We start from the raw sequence: 16,637 nt of genomic DNA, 5'->3' as shown, positions 1-16,637 counted from the left end.
TTTATACAAAACAAAAAGCAGCAAACATAGTTGTTCGCTGCCTCGTCTAAGTTAAATCTCTTGTTGTTTGTTTAAAAATGTTAGTTCTACGGTTTCCGTTAAAACATCCGCATAGCTGTAAGATACTCTTTCAAACGCATTTTCATCTTGGTCGAGCTCAATTACAAAAACAGCCGGATAAGTTTCCGCCAAAGTTCCAAATCGTTCTACAGTCTTTCTTCTTCCACCGTTTGCTTTTAAGAGCAATCTTTTACCTAGGTTTGAATCAAGTGCAGTTTTAATATCAGCTAGAGTTTTTGGCATTTTCGGTCCACCTCACTAAGTTAAGTATATCACAATTTACAAATATACGCAAACAAAATAATAAATTATATCAGCACTTAAAAATGTAGTCAATATATTTTTATCTGAAATCCGGCAAAATCGCGAACAATTTTATTATATCCTGGGAAATGAAAAATTATGTAAACGAACTTTTTCATTAATTATTAAACCGAATTTTCGTAGTTAAATCATTACTTAGTGACATTACCAAACAAAAAAACCGTTTTTTTGTGAGGATATCCGAATTCTTCCCCACCAAAAGCAAGCTGCATTCTTTTAAAATGCAGCTCGTTCATTCTTCCTGAAATGGCTTGAAAGGCAACCCGGTCCGTAACACCCCTTTAGTCTCAATTCCCCCCAACCCCTTCTCTCCCGTTAATGTATTCCGAAGGACATCCCAAACATGAATATGATCGGAAAAAGGTGTAAAGCTTATCTTTCCGACGATATATACCGGATCAAGAGCATGTATATTAACACGGGAGGGAGAACTTGCAAAATTAGCCCCCGCTTGGATTAATGATTCAAAATGCGATTGACAAGCCCCGGCAAATATAATCAGTTGGTCTAAATGGGAAACCCTCCTTCGTGCTTCTCTAACTGTCTGTACAAAATCCTTTGAGTGACGGTAGGCATTGATATCGGACATCGGTCCTTTTGATTTTGAATAGGCATCATGACCGGTGACAACAAGAATGTCCGGCCGATAATGGTCCAACAACCCCCCGATTCTTTGGGGCATTTCCTTTTCATTGCAATAGATGCCATTGACCGGAATACTGAATTTCTGATATAGTTCCATGCATTTCCTTAAGTAAGACGCATCCCCATCAACATGGAGGACCCTCCCTGGTATCTGAAAATATTCACCGCTATACCGATAGCCATTACTCGATTGATAGCCATTTTTTTGTTGTTGCAGCTCTAGATCTTGTGTTAATAATCGGTAAGATTGTTCTTGAAGTACCTCATTCGATTTTTGTCGATCATTTCTTTCATTATCATTGATGATCATTAAATCTTGAAAAGGTGCATCTGCAATCAGTCGGATATCTTCCCCATAAAGAATAGCTTCACGCCTTCCGTCAATATCACGGATATCGATTACCCGGAACAACACGTCGCATTTATAAGAAACCCGACCGACAATATCGTTTATTTGAATATTCATGGCCTCACCCCATGAGAAGACTTATTTTCAGCCCGCCCTAGTTTATTTTCATTCTTAAGTTATGCGAACCATTCTTGAATGGTGAAAGGTTGGGATTGATTACATTTTTGGGTACGGTTCCATCATGGTATGCCGATATCAAAATAAAAAAAGCCGGAAGCTGGGAGTGACCCCATTCCGACTTTAATCTTTCACATTATCTTTATTTGAAATTCGGCAATAACGCATCACTTAAGCGGCCAAATTCTTTGATGCTCAGTGTTTCTCCTCGTCTGGAAGGATCAACTTCTGCGGCTTCGAGAGCGGCAAGTATGAGCTCTTTTTTCGACTTACCATCCGGCAGCTGACTGATTAGGTTATTTAATATCGTTTTCCGGCGCTGTGCAAAGCTCGCCCGGGTCACAGTGAAGAAGAAATCCTCATCCAGGACCTCAACGATTGGCTTATCGCGCAAGGTAAGGCGGATTACGGCTGAATCAACATTAGGCTGAGGCATGAATACCGTTTTGGGTACGATCATCACTGTTTCGGCTTCGGTATAATATTGAATCGCAATGGATAAAGAACCATATTCCTTTGTCCCAGGTTTTGCGGCAATTCGATCAGCCACTTCCTTTTGCAGCATGCACACGATGCCTCTAATGGGCAGGTCCTCGGACAATAGCTTTAAAATGATCGGCGTCGTGACATAGTATGGCAGATTTGCAACAACCATCAGGTCCGAGAAGCCAGCGAATTCTTCCTCGATTACCTTCTTGACATCTGCCTTGAGAACATCCCCGTGAATGATGTTTACATTGTTATAGGGAGACAGTGTATCCGATAAGATGGGCAGTAGACGCTGATCAATCTCAAAGGCCGCAACCTTTTTGCTGCTTTTCGCTAGTTGTTCCGTCAATGCCCCGATTCCCGGCCCAATTTCGATGGCGCCGCTTTCCTCTGTCAAATTGGCATGTTCGACAATACGTTTCAAGATATTCGTATCGATTAAAAAGTTTTGTCCTAAGCTCTTTTTAAAGGAGAATCCGTATTTCTTTAATATTTCTTTCGTTCTGACAGGGGTTGCAATATCCTTATTCATTATTTTCCTCCTGAATTATCTGTACCATCGCTTTCTCAAAAGCATCAGTTGATATTTGGAACATTTTTAGTCTCTTATATAACTGTTTACCATTGGTAAACCCGATTTTTAAAATAGATCCAAGTTTTTCCCTTCGTTCCTTGGCACCGGACCCGCCGATTAAACCTGCATCTATTAAATCCTGCTGTGAAATCTCTTCTGAAGCCTCTTCATCCATTAACTGGGCATCCTTTAAAGCATTACGAATCGCCTCAGGAGAAGCATGTTCCACACCAATTCCTCTACCTGACTTAGGAAGGGCTTCCTCCTTCGTTAAAAAGGCGTGTTTACAGCCTTTTACTTGTTCTGAAATGATGTTCCTGATTTTTTGACCAGGAAAATCAGGGTCCGTGAAAATGATGGCTCCACGCGTCTTTTGTGCAAGCCTCACCTGCTCGATACAGGACTCATTCACCGCGGAACCATTGGTTTCTATTGTATCAGCATTAACAGCCCTTTTTATCGCTACCGTATCGTCTTTTCCTTCTACAACAATAATCTCTTTAATCTTCTTCATGGTTTCCTCCATACAGAAAAGCGCAAGCGCTTTGATTAGCTCTTGGATAAACGTAACCGGTCCCCCGTAAAATTTTTCTGGATAGAGAATCCAGTCAAGATCATTTATGAAAGTTTACACACATAAATTGAAATCTTATGGAATAGTGAGACGTCTATCTTATTAAAACAGTTTTACATAGGGTTTTTCAACAAGTGGAAAATAAAACGCAAAAAACAGGAGACGAATTCATCTCCTGCGAGAGAAACCTTATTAGTCCAATACGCGAACCTTTACTCTCTTTACACCCCAACGATAGGCATCATTTTTCGAGGAAAAGAAGACATCAATCCTATTTCCCTTTATTGCTCCGCCTTTGTCAGCAGCTACAGCATAGCCGTATCCATCTACATATACTTTCGACCCCAAAGGAATCACGCTTGGATCGACAGCAATGATCTTTGCACCCGGATTACTCTTAAGATCTACGCCTGTAGACGTGACACCGGAACAGCCCTTACAACTGGCAGTATAAGCTGTTGATGATACGTATATTTCTTTTCCACTTGAAGAACTAACGTTAGTTACTCCGCGTGATGCCTGGGCAACTGTCGTTCGAGTTCCGACCGTTACAACTTTATCCTGCTTTTTATTAACTACTCTTTCTGAAAGTAATTCTCTTTTGACCTCTTTGCCATTTTCCTTAACAACTTCATATTTCTTGGAAATGAGTCCGTCTTTTCCTTCTTTGACAATTTTCTCTTTCCCTTTTGATAAAGAGTCATCTTTTTTTGTTATGACAGCAAAGTCAACTGGTTCTTCCACTACATCGGTGACTTTTTCAATTCGAACTACGTTTACCGTATTCTCAGCTTCAACTTTTTCGGTTAATTTTGGCTCAACTCGATCCAAATCATTGAGTTTTACTCCTTGTTGCTTTAAAAAGTCAGCGACAGTAGTCGAAGTTGACCATACCTGCTTTTCGTTTCCACCTACCACTAATTTCAGTGAAAAGGCTTTGTCTATGGCAACTTCCATATTCGCTTTCAGCTTCGTATTTTTTGAAGGGGTGATCTTATCCTGTTCCTTCACACTAAGATCTTGATCTTTTAAAAGATCTTCTACCGTTTCGGCAGTGGACCAGACTTCCTCCGTCTTACCATCCTGTACCATGACGATTTTTTGTGCAGGCTTCCAAACCACCTCTAAATCATCATCAACCTTCGTGGCCCTTGATGGATGGACATAGTCTGCGGCTTGAACGGTAATCTCTAAATCTTCCAACATATCATTTACAGTAGCCGCGTGTGTACGCACTACCTCTTTTTTTCCGTCTAGCATGATTGTTACTGTATCCTTTGTACCTTGATATATTAGTATTCCCAATGCTGTAGAAACAAGAATAGCACTGCAAATGGCAATTGCCATTCTCTTCTTCCCAAAAGGTTTGGGAATAAGGTTTTTCATAGTTTTTAATAGAATGAAAAACTCCTCCTTCCTCCCGGTGATTATATAGACTTAGTTATCAAGCTGTCAACCCATTCACTTCTCATTCAGGAAATTACTACCTATTATGCATATTCCATATTGAAAAGGAAAGGGTGACTTCTCGACATAATAAGCCTATAGTTGGAGCGAGATTTGTAGAAACTTTAAAATAATACGATTTTAGCTAGCGAACCCCGGGAGATATTGTAAAATAAAATGTCAGTTAATGCCGAATAATTTTTTGGCATTTTCTGTTGTCGCCTGGGAAACTTCCTCGATTGTAAGTTGTTTGATTTCTGCAATTTGTTCAGCAACAAGCTTCACATACGAAGGTTCATTACGCTTCCCCCTATAAGGATGGGGAGCCAAATATGGACAATCGGTCTCTATCAGTAAACGGTCTAAAGGTACGGCCGCTGCCACTTCCTTTGGTTTTTTTGCATTCTTGAAGGTTACAGGGCCACCCAATGAAATATAAAAATTCATATTAATGCATTCCAAAGCCGTTTCCGCACTTCCGCTAAAGCAATGCATGATGCCTCCAACCCTTGATGCCTCTTCTTCCTTGAGTATGTTCACGATATCCGCGGTCGCTTCCCGATTATGGATGATAATGGGCAGCCCAACCTTTTTTGCCAGACGGATTTGCTTCCTGAATACCTCCATTTGAACATCTTTCGGTGATTTATCCCAATGATAATCCAGGCCCATCTCACCAATGGCCACAACCTTTGGATGGTTGGATAATTCCTCGATCCATTGTAAGTCCTCTTCTGTCATATCTATAGCATCGACAGGATGCCAGCCGACTGCGGCATACATGAAATCATAAGCTTCTATCAATTCCATTGCCCTTATAATAGTAGGCCGGTCAAAACCAACGACAACCATATTATTGACTCCTGCTTCCTTAGCTCTTTCTATTACTTCTTCGAGATCCTCGTTGAATTGTTCCGCATTAACATGTACATGTGTATCAAATAACATTATTTTTCTTCCTTTCTAGCACTATTTTATAAAAAAATGAAAGTTTTATGTTTCACATTTAGGTAACAAACAGATTACAAAGGACCTTATATGCCCAACTAATAATCCAGCACTAAAAACAAAACCTGTATAAAAGTACTTTTTCCAAAAGCATAAAGAAAAAAACATAAAAATGTTTCATATGAAACACCTTTATGTTTTCATCGGTTTATTTCACCTTTGAACCATTTGGAATCGATGAATCTATTGTAGCGACTGAGAGTACACCATCTTGGCTTCCCGCCAAAATCATTCCTTGCGATAGCTCGCCACGAAGTTTAACAGGTTTCAAATTCGTTACGCATATCACCTTTTTGCCCACTAAATCTTCGGGTTTATAATGCTGTGCAATGCCTGAAACGACTTGCCGTTTCTCATAGCCCAAATCAAGCTGAAGTTTAAGAAGCTTATCCGCCTTCTTTACTGGTTCAACTTCCATGACCTGAGCAACACGAAGCTCCACTTTTGTAAAGTCATCAATAGTGATTTCATCAACCTCGGGAATCTCCACTTCCACTTTTTCCTCGGCCTTAGGTGCATCGCCCTGCATTTGTTCTTTAATATATAAAACTTCCTCTTCCATATCCAAACGAGGGAAGATCGGATCTCCCTTCAAAACTTTTGTTTCAGCAGGAATTTGACCGAACTCCGCTAAACTGTCCCAGGATTTCAACACATCATCTTTGATGCTAAGCTGAGCAAAGATTTTTTCCGGTGTTTGCGTCAAGAACGGTTTCAAAAGGATTGCCGTCCTGCGTAATGATTCCGCCAAATGAACCATGACACTAGCAAGGTCCGCTTTCCTTGATTCATCTTTAGCAAGAGTCCATGGCTGGGTTTCATCGATGAATTTGTTAGTTCTGCTCACTAATTGCCAAATGGATGTTAGTGCAACTGAAAATTCCATGTTTTCCATTGCTTCCTCATACTTGCCTACCGTTTCTTGGTTCATTTCAAGCAAAGCCTTTTCGAATTCACCATTGGATCCATCGTAATTTGGAATTACACCATCAAAATACTTATTGACCATTGCAACTGTTCGGTTTAATAAATTCCCTAAATCATTTGCCAGGTCAAAATTGATCCGTTCAACAAACCCTTCCGGTGTAAATACTCCATCGGAACCAAATGGAACTTCACGCAATAAATAGTAGCGTAAAGAATCCAAACCGTAACGATCAATCAATGTAACGGGATCCACTACATTTCCTTTTGATTTGGACATTTTACCATCTTTCATGAGAAGCCATCCGTGGGCAAAGACTTTCTTTGGAAGCGGCACATCAAGAGCCATTAACATGATCGGCCAATAGATCGTATGGAAACGCACAATTTCCTTTCCGACCAGATGTACATCGGCCGGCCAATAATTCAAGTATTTAGAATCATTATCCGTTCCGTACCCCAATGCCGTTATATAATTGGTCAAAGCATCTATCCAGACATAAATAACATGCTTTGGATCTCCCGGCACCTTGATGCCCCAATCGAAAGTAGTACGTGAAACGGCCAGATCTTCCAATCCAGGCTTGATGAAGTTATTGATCATTTCATTTTTGCGGGATTCCGGTTGAATGAAATCCGGATTTTCCTCATAAAACTTCAGTAACCGATCCGCATATTTACTCATCTTAAAGAAGTAAGATTCCTCTTTCACCTTCTCAACAGGCCTGCCGCAATCAGGACAGTTTCCATTGCTTTCTTCCACCTGACGTTCCGTGAAGAAAGATTCGCAAGGTGTACAATATAGCCCTTCATATTGGTCCAAATATATATCACCCTGGTCCAATAGCCTTTTGAATATCTTGGCTACAACCTCTTTATGGCGATCTTCCGTCGTCCTGATGAAATCATCATATGAAATATCAAGCTTTTCCCAGAGCTCTTTAATCCCTGATACGATATTATCTACATATTGCTGTGGAGTGATTCCTTCCTCAGCCGCTTTACGCTGGATTTTTTGACCATGTTCATCAGTGCCTGTTAAATACATGACATCGAAGCCACGCATCCTTTTATAACGAGCCATGGCATCCCCTGCAACTGTCGTATACGCGTGCCCTATATGTAAATTACCACTCGGATAATATATGGGTGTCGTGATATAGAATGTTTTTAATTTATCTTGCACTACGTTCCCTCCTCATCTTTTGAAAAACCGGCTAAAGGATTGACCCAAGCCATAAGAATATATTTAAGTTATTATCTCTATTTTAACGCTATATGCGACAATAATCACTAATCTAATCATCGTGTTAATAGAATTAAAAAATTATATTTAAAAATAAGTGATCTGGACGTGACTACCCTTATGACAGCATTACCTCTTACCTCAACAAAATATACCTAAATTTCTTTTTTTGTGCAACAACTCACATATTCGTAAAGTTTTTCAGAAAATTATCCTTAATTCAGAACTTTTGTTTTGAAACTAAATTATATTAAACATATAATGATGAAGTATGTTTTATATGCACACTTTGTCGAAATCTGGTGAAGTGAGGGGTTCCTTGTAGTCTAGCTATTTCTTTACTTTTAAAGGCATAACCGATTTTTTCTCTTTAAAAGCCTTTTTGTTACACAAAATGAGCCATGCTATTTCTTACAAAAAAATGAAAATAAATCATTGACGAATTTGGGAATGGCTGGTATTATAAATTTATAAAAAAATTTGTCGAATAATGGCGAAAAAAATAGAAAATAGGGTACTAGATTGTAACTGAGAGGAGAAATTATAAAAATGAAATCTACAGGTATTGTTCGTAAAGTTGATGAGTTAGGCCGGGTGGTTATTCCAATCGAACTTCGTCGTACATTGGGTATCGCTGAGAAAGACGCTCTTGAAATCTATGTTGATGATGAGCGCATCATCTTGAAAAAATACAAACCAAACATGACTTGCCAAGTTACAGGTGAAGTTTCCGATAACAACCTTACACTTGCTAATGGTAAATTGATCCTTAGCCGTGAAGGTGCAGAATTACTTATTCAAGAAATTCAACAAAACTTCACTGCTTCTAAATAAATGATATAAAAAAAACTTCCGACCTTCGGAAGTTTTTTTATGTTTATTATTCTTGTATATCAATATGATACGCTTGATATACATCCCGTTTTTGCATATTGCGATCTTTTGCGACCTGCTTGATTGCGTCCTTTGAAGTGAATTGCTTGGTTTCCATATAATGATTAACATGACCGACGATGTCAAGGACCATCCACCAAGCTTCTTCAGGTTCCTCCTCCGACCATTGCCCTCCTTCTATTATTAAACAGAACTCTCCGCGAATTTCGGATTCCGTCGCCCATGTCAATGCTTCACTCACAGTCCCTCGAATGAACTCTTCAAATTTCTTGGTCAATTCACGGCATAATACTATACGACGGTCACCTAAAATTTCATGCATATGTTTTAATGTATCTTTCAATCGATGTGGCGATTCATAAACGATCCAAGTCGATTCCAATTTTTTTAATTTTTCCAGCTCCTGCTTTTTTTCTTTTGCTCCCCGCTGTAGAAAGCCATAAAAGTAAAAGGGCTGCGGAATCAGTCCAGATGCGATCAATGCAGTTAATGCAGCATTTGCCCCAGGCAACGGGATGACTTTAAACTGTTCGGCAATGGCTTCTTTGACCAGTTCATATCCCGGATCGGATATCGTCGGCAAGCCCGCATCACTTACCAATGCAATGACCTCTCCAGACCGAAGCCTCTCAAGCATCTGCTTTCCGCTATATTCCTTATTATGTTCATGGTAACTGACGATAGGTGTCGAAATTTCAAAGTAGTTGCATAATTTCTTTGTATTTCGCGTGTCCTCAGCAGCAATGACATCCGCTTCCTTTAAGATTCTTAAAGCCCGGAAACTCATATCCTCAAGGTTTCCTATCGGTGTAGGAACCAGATATAGAGCTGGCTCCAATCCTTCTTTTTCAAAACTCTTTTGCTGCCACATATCATGTATCCTCCTTTGCCATCCACTTTTGCTTTTGTTTTCTGGTTAATTGCTTGAATTTATATTCAGCCTGCATGGCCAATGTCTGTGTTTCGAATATTTCATGATAAATCAGTTCAACCGGGGTCCGGCCACGTGTATACTTTGCACCCCTGCCTTGATTATGAGCATCAATCCTGCGGTCCAAATTATTGGTATACCCAGCATAATAGCTTCCGTCCCTGCATTTTAAAACATAAAAATAATGCTTATTCCTCTCCATATAAAATCCTTCTGATTTCCGGATTATACTCATTTTGATCATTATATACAACAAGCGGAGGAAGAATCTTCAAATCAGGGTTGCCGTCCTTTATCCCTTCAATAAGAATCGTATTCGCTTCTTTTGAACTCTTTGGATAAACGAATTGCAGTCGCTTCGGTTCAATTCTGTACATCCTCATGAAATGGAGGATATCCATCAGACGGCCAGGTCTATGAACGAATGCCGCTTTCCCACCTTGACGCAACAACTGACTTGAAACACGCATGACGTCCTCTAGATTACACATTAATTCATGTCGGGCAATTGCAAAATGCTCATTTTTGTTAATTTCCTCGATAGATGGCGTCGGGAAATAGGGTGGATTGCAAGTAACTACATCATACTTGCTATACCCTATCTGTTTTGGTATTTCCTTTATATCCCCATGAATCATCTCGATCTGCGAGGATACTCCATTATAGTCCATGCTCCTCTGGGCCATATCATATAACCGCTCTTGAATTTCAACACCGGTAATTTGCCCTTTCGTTCTTGTACTCAGCAGCAAAGGTATGACCCCATTCCCTGAGCAAAGATCTACGATTTTCCCTTTTTGGATCGGGACATTTACGAACCTTGATAATAAAACGGCATCTAATGAAAAAGAGAACACCGACGGGCTCTGGATGATCCTTAATTTCTCAGCCAATAGATAATCCAGGCGCTCATCTCCTTTAAGTTCCACCATTGCTGTTACCCTCCTAATCATGTATGGAAAAAGCATGTATAGGGTACATGCTTCGACATAACTATCGTACAAAAAGGGGCCTGACTCATAGTATGCGTCAGACCCCGAATCACTATATATTGTAAACGGTCTATCTATCACGTAAAAGAGATGGAACATCTTTTATATTATTCCATTATCACTTCTTGTTTAAAAAAGATAAACAGAACAAGCAATCTCCTTCTTTTCTTAAACTGCCAAAATGCAGATTGCAAATGTGAAAGCCTTCTTGATAGATACGGGCTAAATTATCATAGCCTTCCCCGATATCCATAACCTTGTCCGCACTTGCAGTACGGTTTTTCACTTTTTGTTTGACCTTTACTGCAGCAGGAGCAGTTTCGACTTCCACAAGGCCCAACCGATGGCGCAAATGCTCGTTCTCCAGCTTGATCGACTGATTTTCCTCAAGGATTTCAGCTAAGTTCTGCTTCAATTCTCCAAGCTGCTTATATAATTGGCCTATCTGGGTTTCCATATTGGTCACCGACTCAAAAATATCTTTCTTATCCACGCTCTCCCACCACCTTAATAATCTGTGGCTTGAATAGAAACGGCTCCCTCTTTAAGAATCTCATCTAGAGTATACTCTAATACTCTTTCTTGCTCGATTAGTTCAATCTGAAGTACGCGTTCTAGAATATTAAGCCCCACTACCTTGCCTTTGCCACCAGGCGTATTAATCATTTCACCTAAATCAGGAAGCATTTCCTTCGCACTTTCATACTCATCATTTTCATATTTCAGACAGCACATCAATCGACCGCATAAACCTGAGATTTTTGTAGGATTTAATGATAAATTCTGATCCTTCGCCATTTTGATGGAAACCGGTTCAAAATCCCCAAGAAATGTGGAGCAACAAAGCATTCTGCCACAAGGTCCGATGCCACCAAGCATCTTTGCCTCATCCCTAACCCCAATTTGGCGCAGTTCTATGCGAGTTCTGAATATGGCAGCTAAATCTTTGACTAAATCACGGAAATCCACGCGACCATCCGCTGTAAAATAAAACACGACTTTATTTCTGTCGAAAGTATATGACACATCAACCAGCTTCATATCCAGTTTATGCTCCACAACCTTTTGACAACATATAGAGTAAGCCTCTTCTGCAGCCGCCTTGTTCTCGTCTACAATCAGCTTATCTTTTGCATCAGCGACCCGAAGTACTTTTTTCAATGGCAGGACAACATCGTTTTCATCTACTTGTTTACGGGCTGTAACGACTCTACCGAATTCAACACCGCGGACAGTCTCCACTATTACAAAATCGTCCTTAGGAATAGTGAATTCACCCGGATCGAAGTAGTATATTTTGCCCGCCTTTTTAAAACGGACACCTACAACATCATACAAATCATGATCCCTCCTGCAAATTCAGCACAAGCTGTTCCATCAACAGCTGTGGATTCGTGTTGGACATCAGCTTCCTTTTTGCTTCCAAAATGCAACCCATATGTTCAGCAAGGCGTCTTGGGGAAAGATGAAGAGCGTGAGTTTCAAATTCCTTCAGTTTATTTTGGAATACAACGAAGTCCTTTTTGTCCAACTGAATGTATAATAAATCCTTATATATAAGAAGTAACAAATCAAGACCTCTGTCAACCTGTTCTCTTTCTTTAAAGTGTGTGGACCAATCCGTCTGAAGGTACAGCAATGCCTTCAAGGAATTGATTTTTAACACTTCATATAATTTTACCACTATTTTTTGAGCTTGTACAAACCATTCATCATGGCTAAGCTCGATTCCAGCTTCCAGATTCTGTGTTATGTGTGCGATGACCGAGGCCAGCTGTGGTTCTAACTCCTGTTCTATCAGCTTCCGTCTCACATTCTCCGGAGATAATGGTTTGAATGAAATCACTTGGCACCTAGATAATATAGTCGGTAGAATCCTCTGAAGCTGTTCGGTCATCAATATTGCTACAGTATCAGCCGAAGGTTCTTCTAAAAATTTCAATAGACTGTTGGCTGCCCCCACCGACATTTTGTCCGCATCGGCAATCATATAAACCTTTCGATCTGCCTCTACGCTTTTTTTCGAAAACTCTTCCTGCAGCCCCTTGATTTGTTCTTTCTTTATTGAGAGACCGTCTTTTTCTATCAAATGGACATCAGGATGATTCCCACTTGAAATCCGTTTGCAATTCCGACAAAGTTCGCATGGCTTATAACCTGCTGTCGGGGCTTCACATAGTAAGCTTTTGGCAAAGGCAATGCTTATCTCTTGCTTACCTGTCCCTTTTTCCCCTTCAAATAAATACGCATGAGCCACCCTGTTCTTCGTTATGCTATTTTGCAGCATCGTCATTACCTGCGGCTGAATTTCACTCATGTCCTGCCATGTTTTATCCAAAACCATCAACTCACTTAAGTATATAAATTAATCAGCAAACCTTTAATCTCGCCAATCATTTCCAATATTTCAAGCGAGCTTTTCTCTTTATTAAGAATTTCCTCGCTTAACTCAACTAATCTTGCATCTATCGTTTCCACGGTTTTCAACGGCCGGCTTTGTCCATATTCGTTCCAGCTCGTAGATTGTTTCAGTTCCAGTCCATATTCAACCGCTTCTTTAACAAACCGTTTCACCAATGCTTTATATTTTGCCAATTCCCTAAAAGTACGTGACCTTACTAAACGATGACCCGCACCTTCAATATCGCCTATCAAACGGTTTAATGTTTGGATTTGCATCTTTTGATCCTGTGTCTGAACCATTTGTTGAAATCTTCCATTCCCAGTTTGGAACTGTTTGGCATCCTGACGCGATTTATCAAGCTTAATAGGGATATCATGGTTGATTTTCATAATGAACCTCCCTGTAACTAACCGTTAAAATTGTAAAAAGTTTTCAACCGGCAGAACAAAAATGGTCGCACCGCCTACTTGAATCTCCACTGGGTAAGGTACATAGGACTCGGCATTCCCGCCCATCGGTGAAACCGGTGATACTAATTGGGATCGTGACTGACAATTCTGTTTGATTATCTGAATGGCTTGGTCAACGCGTTCATCCTCTGTGCCAATCATAAAAGTCGTATTACCTGATTTTAAAAACCCGCCAGTGCTGGCTAGCTTGGTCGTTCCGAAATTATTTTCCACTAATTGATTCAGCAGGCGATGACTATCCTTGTCTTGAACGACAGCAATGATCATTTTCATTCTCATCATCCTCCGGTTACTCTGAATTTTTACTAACTCTATTATATCAACTAGTCCTTGCCTGGAATAGTATTGGTTGAATAATATGGAAACCTATATATTCAGTTTCCCGTTTTTGCTAAAAAATCCAACAAGCTGGCTTTCGTTTCTTCAAGTACTTCATCTATTGTCCGGCCTGCATCCACGATGATGAAACGGTCTTTCCATCTATTTATAATGAATTGATACCCCTCACAAACTTTTTTATGGAAGTCGAGGGCTTCAAGATCCAGCCGGTTCACTTCCCTTTCCCCATTGGACTGGATACGTCTTAATCCCTCTTCTGGGTCGATATCAAAAAAGAGCGTGGCATCTGGCATCATATCTCCAATTGCGAATTTATTGATATTGTAAACTTCTTCTATATCCAAACCCCTTGCATGGCCCTGATAGGCTAACGAGCTGTCTATAAATCTGTCACAGAGGACAATTCCCCCTCGTTCCAACTCAGGAATGACCACTTCCACTAAATGCTGACGCCTTGCTGCTGCGTATAATAAAGCCTCTGTTCTCGCGTCCATGGCTGTATTATCTTTATTAAGGATCACTTCCCTAATTTGTTCCGAAATGGGTACTCCACCTGGCTCACGCGTTAATAGTACTTGGTAGCCTTCTTGTTGCAGAGCCTTGCCAAGCATTTGGGTAATTGTTGTTTTCCCGGCACCCTCAGGCCCTTCCATTGTTATAAAAATACCACGTTTCATCGATGTACCTCCAAGGTTCTTTGTTTGTAGTATAACATTTTAACCAGTCTGCCCGCTTTCATAAACGATCAATTCTCCGTTTGAAAGGGAGGAACAGCCATGAAACCTTGATCCCAGTTCTAGCAGGCTTCTCAAAGTGGATATATGTTCAGGAGTAATCATTTCCCCGGACATAATCAAAGGGATCCCTGGTGGATAAGGAATGACCATCTCGGCAGATACCTCACCCACTGCTTTGTGTAATGCGACAGGTTTTGATTTACTATGTTTCATGACGGAGTATGGCATTTCAAGTCCTATCATTGACCTTCGTTCAGGCAAGCTTTCCCCAAGATTCTCTTCCTTGAATCCAATTCTGCCTTCAGTGGCACTTTTTATAGTTTGAACGATTTCATGAAAAGGAAATTCGGCATCCATTTTTAATAAGGGTAAAATCAGTAATAAATTATCACGATCAGCCAATTCCGTAAAAATGCCTTCGGCTTCACATAGCTGCTGTAACTCAAACCCGCTTAAACCATTTGTTGATTGAATGACCACTTTCAACGGGTCCGCCGCGATGCCTAGTGGCGCCTCCAGCACCCTTACTGTATCCAGGGCACCTAATTCGCTTCTGAAATCTAATATCTTTTCAATAAGGGAACTTTTATCTTCTGATGTAAAAGCGGCTAAGTAGGCCCTGGCCAAGTCGAGCGATCCCATAATCGGGTAAGATGGACTGCTCGACTGAAGCATTTGTAAATAGAAGGCTACTTGATCGACATCAACTAAGGATGAATTCACATGAAGAAATGACCCCATCGTCATGGCCGGAAGTGTTTTATGCGCAGAATGGACAACGGCATCTGCCCCTGCCAATATGGCCGGCTTTGGAAACGGGCTTCCTAACTGAAAATGAGCGCCATGTGCCTCGTCCACCAGCACCGGAATCCCCTTTTGATGTGCGAGTCTTACCATTTCCGTCAAGTCTTCACCAAGACCATAATAATTAGGATAGGTAACAATGATCGCTTTTACATCTGGATGTACACTCAAGGCTTCTTCAATTAATTTTGAACTTACACCGCCAGCAATGCCCCATTTCACATAATAAACCGGTTGTAAAAAGATCGGTTGTACATTCGCTAACATCAATCCATGTAAAATTGATTTATGGCAGTTTCTTTGGACAAGGACCTTATCGCCTTCCCTGCAGGTAGCAAGAATCATGGCAATGTTGCCTACGGTTGACCCATTAACGAGAAAATAACTCCGCTTTACCCCATATAGGTCAGCGAGTAGTTGCTCGGACTTTAAAATGGCGCCCTCTGGAGCATGCAGGTCATCTAAACCACTTAACTCCGTGGCATCAATACCAAGCAGGGAGTTATATAAAGCTTGGCCCTTTTTACTAAACACCCATCCATTTTTATGTCCTGGGACATGCAGGGATATTGGGCTTTTTTTTTGAAATTCACTCATTGCATCGAACAATGGTGTCTGAGATTGATTCATTTTTCTCTTCCCTCACGTCATAGTATTTTTTCATTTTATCAAATAAGTTCAATTTTATCTCATATTACGACAATAGGAAGGCGATTATGTATCCCCGAACAGTCTGATTGCAGCTTGAAGCGTGTTGGCAAGCATTCTTCTAAAGTACCAAAAAAAGAATCAGAGACTAAAGAAACACACCATTTCTTTTTTCTCTGACTCTTTAACTTTCCACAAACTATTTTTTCATGATAATATTTCAGGATTAGTGATTTTTCTTAATTTCTTTAAGTAATATTGGTACTTGGGGTCGTTCGTATCCGTCCCGATCATATCCCTTTCGCATTCCTCGCAAATAAAAGTCGTATATAGATGTATACCCATCCCTTTTATTTCTTCACAAACCGCGCATGTTTCCCCTGCCGTTGTTTTGGTTGTTGTTGTCCCCAACATCTCCACCTCCATACCTGCATTCTCCCCAAAAACCATTGTTCGCATACATTAATTTAAATAGTTTAAGAGAACCGGGGATGCTTTTTACAATGTATGATGAAGAATTTCATTACGTGTATGTCTTTATAAAAGTTTCCATAATTGATAATCCCTTTATATCCAATGATTTTTCTTAGCATTAAACGAAG

At 40.3% G+C, this 16,637-nt stretch carries 19 protein-coding genes; 1 reads left to right on the top strand and 18 read right to left on the bottom strand.

The genetic code is table 11. The features are described 5' to 3' along the window. Window positions 1-51: 51 nt before the first annotated feature. The 7 genes from veg to metG form a co-directional block, all read right to left on the bottom strand. Window positions 52-303, bottom strand: a complete 252-nt coding sequence (gene veg / locus ACSR9O_RS25260) for a biofilm formation stimulator Veg (protein WP_061440325.1) — start codon at window positions 301-303, stop codon at window positions 52-54. A 313-nt stretch (window positions 304-616) separates the two neighbouring features. Then, window positions 617-1,495, bottom strand: coding sequence for a sporulation peptidase YabG (gene yabG / locus ACSR9O_RS25255; protein ID WP_101225904.1), 879 nt, complete (start codon window positions 1,493-1,495; stop codon window positions 617-619). Between the two features lie 202 nt (window positions 1,496-1,697). Then, window positions 1,698-2,576, bottom strand: a complete 879-nt coding sequence (rsmA, locus tag ACSR9O_RS25250) for a 16S rRNA (adenine(1518)-N(6)/adenine(1519)-N(6))-dimethyltransferase RsmA (RefSeq protein ID WP_101225903.1) — start codon at window positions 2,574-2,576, stop codon at window positions 1,698-1,700. Beyond that, window positions 2,569-3,132 (bottom strand): ribonuclease M5, encoded by a 564-nt coding sequence (rnmV, locus tag ACSR9O_RS25245; protein ID WP_137019647.1) that lies wholly within the window; start codon window positions 3,130-3,132, stop codon window positions 2,569-2,571. The genes rsmA and rnmV overlap by 8 nt, the downstream gene beginning before the upstream one ends. 252 nt (window positions 3,133-3,384) lie before the next feature. Then, on the bottom strand, window positions 3,385-4,539 hold the full coding sequence (locus ACSR9O_RS25240) for a ubiquitin-like domain-containing protein (protein ID WP_491725289.1): 1,155 nt from the start codon (window positions 4,537-4,539) through the stop codon (window positions 3,385-3,387). A 279-nt stretch (window positions 4,540-4,818) separates the two neighbouring features. Further along, window positions 4,819-5,586 carry a TatD family hydrolase gene (locus tag ACSR9O_RS25235; RefSeq protein ID WP_101225900.1) on the bottom strand — a complete coding sequence of 256 codons (768 nt, stop codon included), beginning with the start codon at window positions 5,584-5,586 and terminating at the stop codon, window positions 4,819-4,821. Window positions 5,587-5,794: 208 nt separating this feature from the next. Then, window positions 5,795-7,756: a methionine--tRNA ligase gene (metG, locus tag ACSR9O_RS25230; protein WP_137023445.1), complete on the bottom strand. Its 1,962-nt coding sequence runs from the start codon at window positions 7,754-7,756 to the stop codon at window positions 5,795-5,797. A 609-nt stretch (window positions 7,757-8,365) separates the two neighbouring features. On the opposite strand from metG, the gene abrB reads away from it, so the two are divergent. Next, window positions 8,366-8,650, top strand: a complete 285-nt coding sequence (gene abrB, locus ACSR9O_RS25225) for a transition state genes transcriptional regulator AbrB (protein WP_048689982.1) — start codon at window positions 8,366-8,368, stop codon at window positions 8,648-8,650. Between the two features lie 46 nt (window positions 8,651-8,696). Here the strand turns inward: abrB and rsmI are convergent, their stop codons facing one another. The 11 genes from rsmI to ACSR9O_RS25170 form a co-directional block, all read right to left on the bottom strand. Next, window positions 8,697-9,581: a 16S rRNA (cytidine(1402)-2'-O)-methyltransferase gene (gene rsmI / locus ACSR9O_RS25220; protein WP_101225898.1), complete on the bottom strand. Its 885-nt coding sequence runs from the start codon at window positions 9,579-9,581 to the stop codon at window positions 8,697-8,699. Window position 9,582: 1 nt separating this feature from the next. Next, a complete protein-coding gene (locus ACSR9O_RS25215; RefSeq protein WP_101225897.1) occupies window positions 9,583-9,843 on the bottom strand; it encodes a GIY-YIG nuclease family protein in 261 nt (86 codons plus the stop codon). Further along, a complete protein-coding gene (locus ACSR9O_RS25210; RefSeq protein WP_101225896.1) occupies window positions 9,830-10,573 on the bottom strand; it encodes a tRNA1(Val) (adenine(37)-N6)-methyltransferase in 744 nt (247 codons plus the stop codon). Before ACSR9O_RS25210 ends, ACSR9O_RS25215 begins: the two co-directional genes overlap by 14 nt. 178 nt (window positions 10,574-10,751) lie before the next feature. Further along, window positions 10,752-11,090 carry a DNA replication initiation control protein YabA gene (gene yabA, locus ACSR9O_RS25205; RefSeq protein ID WP_397315131.1) on the bottom strand — a complete coding sequence of 113 codons (339 nt, stop codon included), beginning with the start codon at window positions 11,088-11,090 and terminating at the stop codon, window positions 10,752-10,754. 50 nt (window positions 11,091-11,140) lie between these two features. After that, window positions 11,141-11,971 carry a PSP1 domain-containing protein gene (locus tag ACSR9O_RS25200; protein ID WP_101225894.1) on the bottom strand — a complete coding sequence of 277 codons (831 nt, stop codon included), beginning with the start codon at window positions 11,969-11,971 and terminating at the stop codon, window positions 11,141-11,143. A gap of 1 nt (window position 11,972) precedes the next feature. Continuing rightward, window positions 11,973-12,971 (bottom strand): DNA polymerase III subunit delta', encoded by a 999-nt coding sequence (gene holB, locus ACSR9O_RS25195; RefSeq protein WP_491725510.1) that lies wholly within the window; start codon window positions 12,969-12,971, stop codon window positions 11,973-11,975. 14 nt (window positions 12,972-12,985) lie between these two features. Beyond that, entirely contained in the window at window positions 12,986-13,426 is a 441-nt protein-coding gene (locus ACSR9O_RS25190; protein ID WP_491725288.1) for a YaaR family protein, read from the bottom strand. 24 nt (window positions 13,427-13,450) lie between these two features. Continuing rightward, window positions 13,451-13,780 (bottom strand): cyclic di-AMP receptor DarA, encoded by a 330-nt coding sequence (darA, locus tag ACSR9O_RS25185; protein ID WP_034316369.1) that lies wholly within the window; start codon window positions 13,778-13,780, stop codon window positions 13,451-13,453. Between the two features lie 101 nt (window positions 13,781-13,881). After that, complete coding sequence (gene tmk, locus ACSR9O_RS25180; RefSeq protein WP_230178754.1) at window positions 13,882-14,523, bottom strand: dTMP kinase; 642 nt, start codon at window positions 14,521-14,523, stop codon at window positions 13,882-13,884. 39 nt (window positions 14,524-14,562) lie between these two features. Next, window positions 14,563-16,017: an aminotransferase class I/II-fold pyridoxal phosphate-dependent enzyme gene (locus ACSR9O_RS25175; protein ID WP_491725287.1), complete on the bottom strand. Its 1,455-nt coding sequence runs from the start codon at window positions 16,015-16,017 to the stop codon at window positions 14,563-14,565. A gap of 225 nt (window positions 16,018-16,242) precedes the next feature. Then, entirely contained in the window at window positions 16,243-16,461 is a 219-nt protein-coding gene (locus tag ACSR9O_RS25170; protein WP_101225890.1) for a sigma factor G inhibitor Gin, read from the bottom strand. Window positions 16,462-16,637 lie beyond the last annotated feature (176 nt).

Source organism: Peribacillus sp. B65 (assembly GCF_058513295.1).
This window is presented reverse-complemented; position numbering and strand designations above follow the sequence as displayed.

Bases quoted from the DNA above. Each gene is read 5' to 3' on its own strand.
- ACSR9O_RS25235 (WP_101225900.1), bottom strand. From the start codon at position 5,586: ATGTTATTTGATACACATGTACATGTTAATGCGGAACAATTCAACGAG.
- veg (WP_061440325.1), bottom strand. From the start codon at position 303: ATGCCAAAAACTCTAGCTGATATTAAAACTGCACTTGATTCAAACCTA.
- ACSR9O_RS25215 (WP_101225897.1), bottom strand. From the start codon at position 9,843: ATGGAGAGGAATAAGCATTATTTTTATGTTTTAAAATGCAGGGACGGA.
- rsmI (WP_101225898.1), bottom strand. From the start codon at position 9,581: ATGTGGCAGCAAAAGAGTTTTGAAAAAGAAGGATTGGAGCCAGCTCTA.
- rsmA (WP_101225903.1), bottom strand. From the start codon at position 2,576: ATGAATAAGGATATTGCAACCCCTGTCAGAACGAAAGAAATATTAAAG.
- ACSR9O_RS25170 (WP_101225890.1), bottom strand. From the start codon at position 16,461: ATGGAGGTGGAGATGTTGGGGACAACAACAACCAAAACAACGGCAGGG.
- ACSR9O_RS25210 (WP_101225896.1), bottom strand. From the start codon at position 10,573: ATGGTGGAACTTAAAGGAGATGAGCGCCTGGATTATCTATTGGCTGAG.
- yabG (WP_101225904.1), bottom strand. From the start codon at position 1,495: ATGAATATTCAAATAAACGATATTGTCGGTCGGGTTTCTTATAAATGC.
- tmk (WP_230178754.1), bottom strand. From the start codon at position 14,523: ATGAAACGTGGTATTTTTATAACAATGGAAGGGCCTGAGGGTGCCGGG.
- abrB (WP_048689982.1), top strand. From the start codon at position 8,366: ATGAAATCTACAGGTATTGTTCGTAAAGTTGATGAGTTAGGCCGGGTG.
- rnmV (WP_137019647.1), bottom strand. From the start codon at position 3,132: ATGAAGAAGATTAAAGAGATTATTGTTGTAGAAGGAAAAGACGATACG.
- ACSR9O_RS25175 (WP_491725287.1), bottom strand. From the start codon at position 16,017: ATGAATCAATCTCAGACACCATTGTTCGATGCAATGAGTGAATTTCAA.
- yabA (WP_397315131.1), bottom strand. From the start codon at position 11,090: ATGGAAACCCAGATAGGCCAATTATATAAGCAGCTTGGAGAATTGAAG.
- ACSR9O_RS25190 (WP_491725288.1), bottom strand. From the start codon at position 13,426: ATGAAAATCAACCATGATATCCCTATTAAGCTTGATAAATCGCGTCAG.
- darA (WP_034316369.1), bottom strand. From the start codon at position 13,780: ATGAAAATGATCATTGCTGTCGTTCAAGACAAGGATAGTCATCGCCTG.
- ACSR9O_RS25240 (WP_491725289.1), bottom strand. From the start codon at position 4,539: ATGGCAATTGCCATTTGCAGTGCTATTCTTGTTTCTACAGCATTGGGA.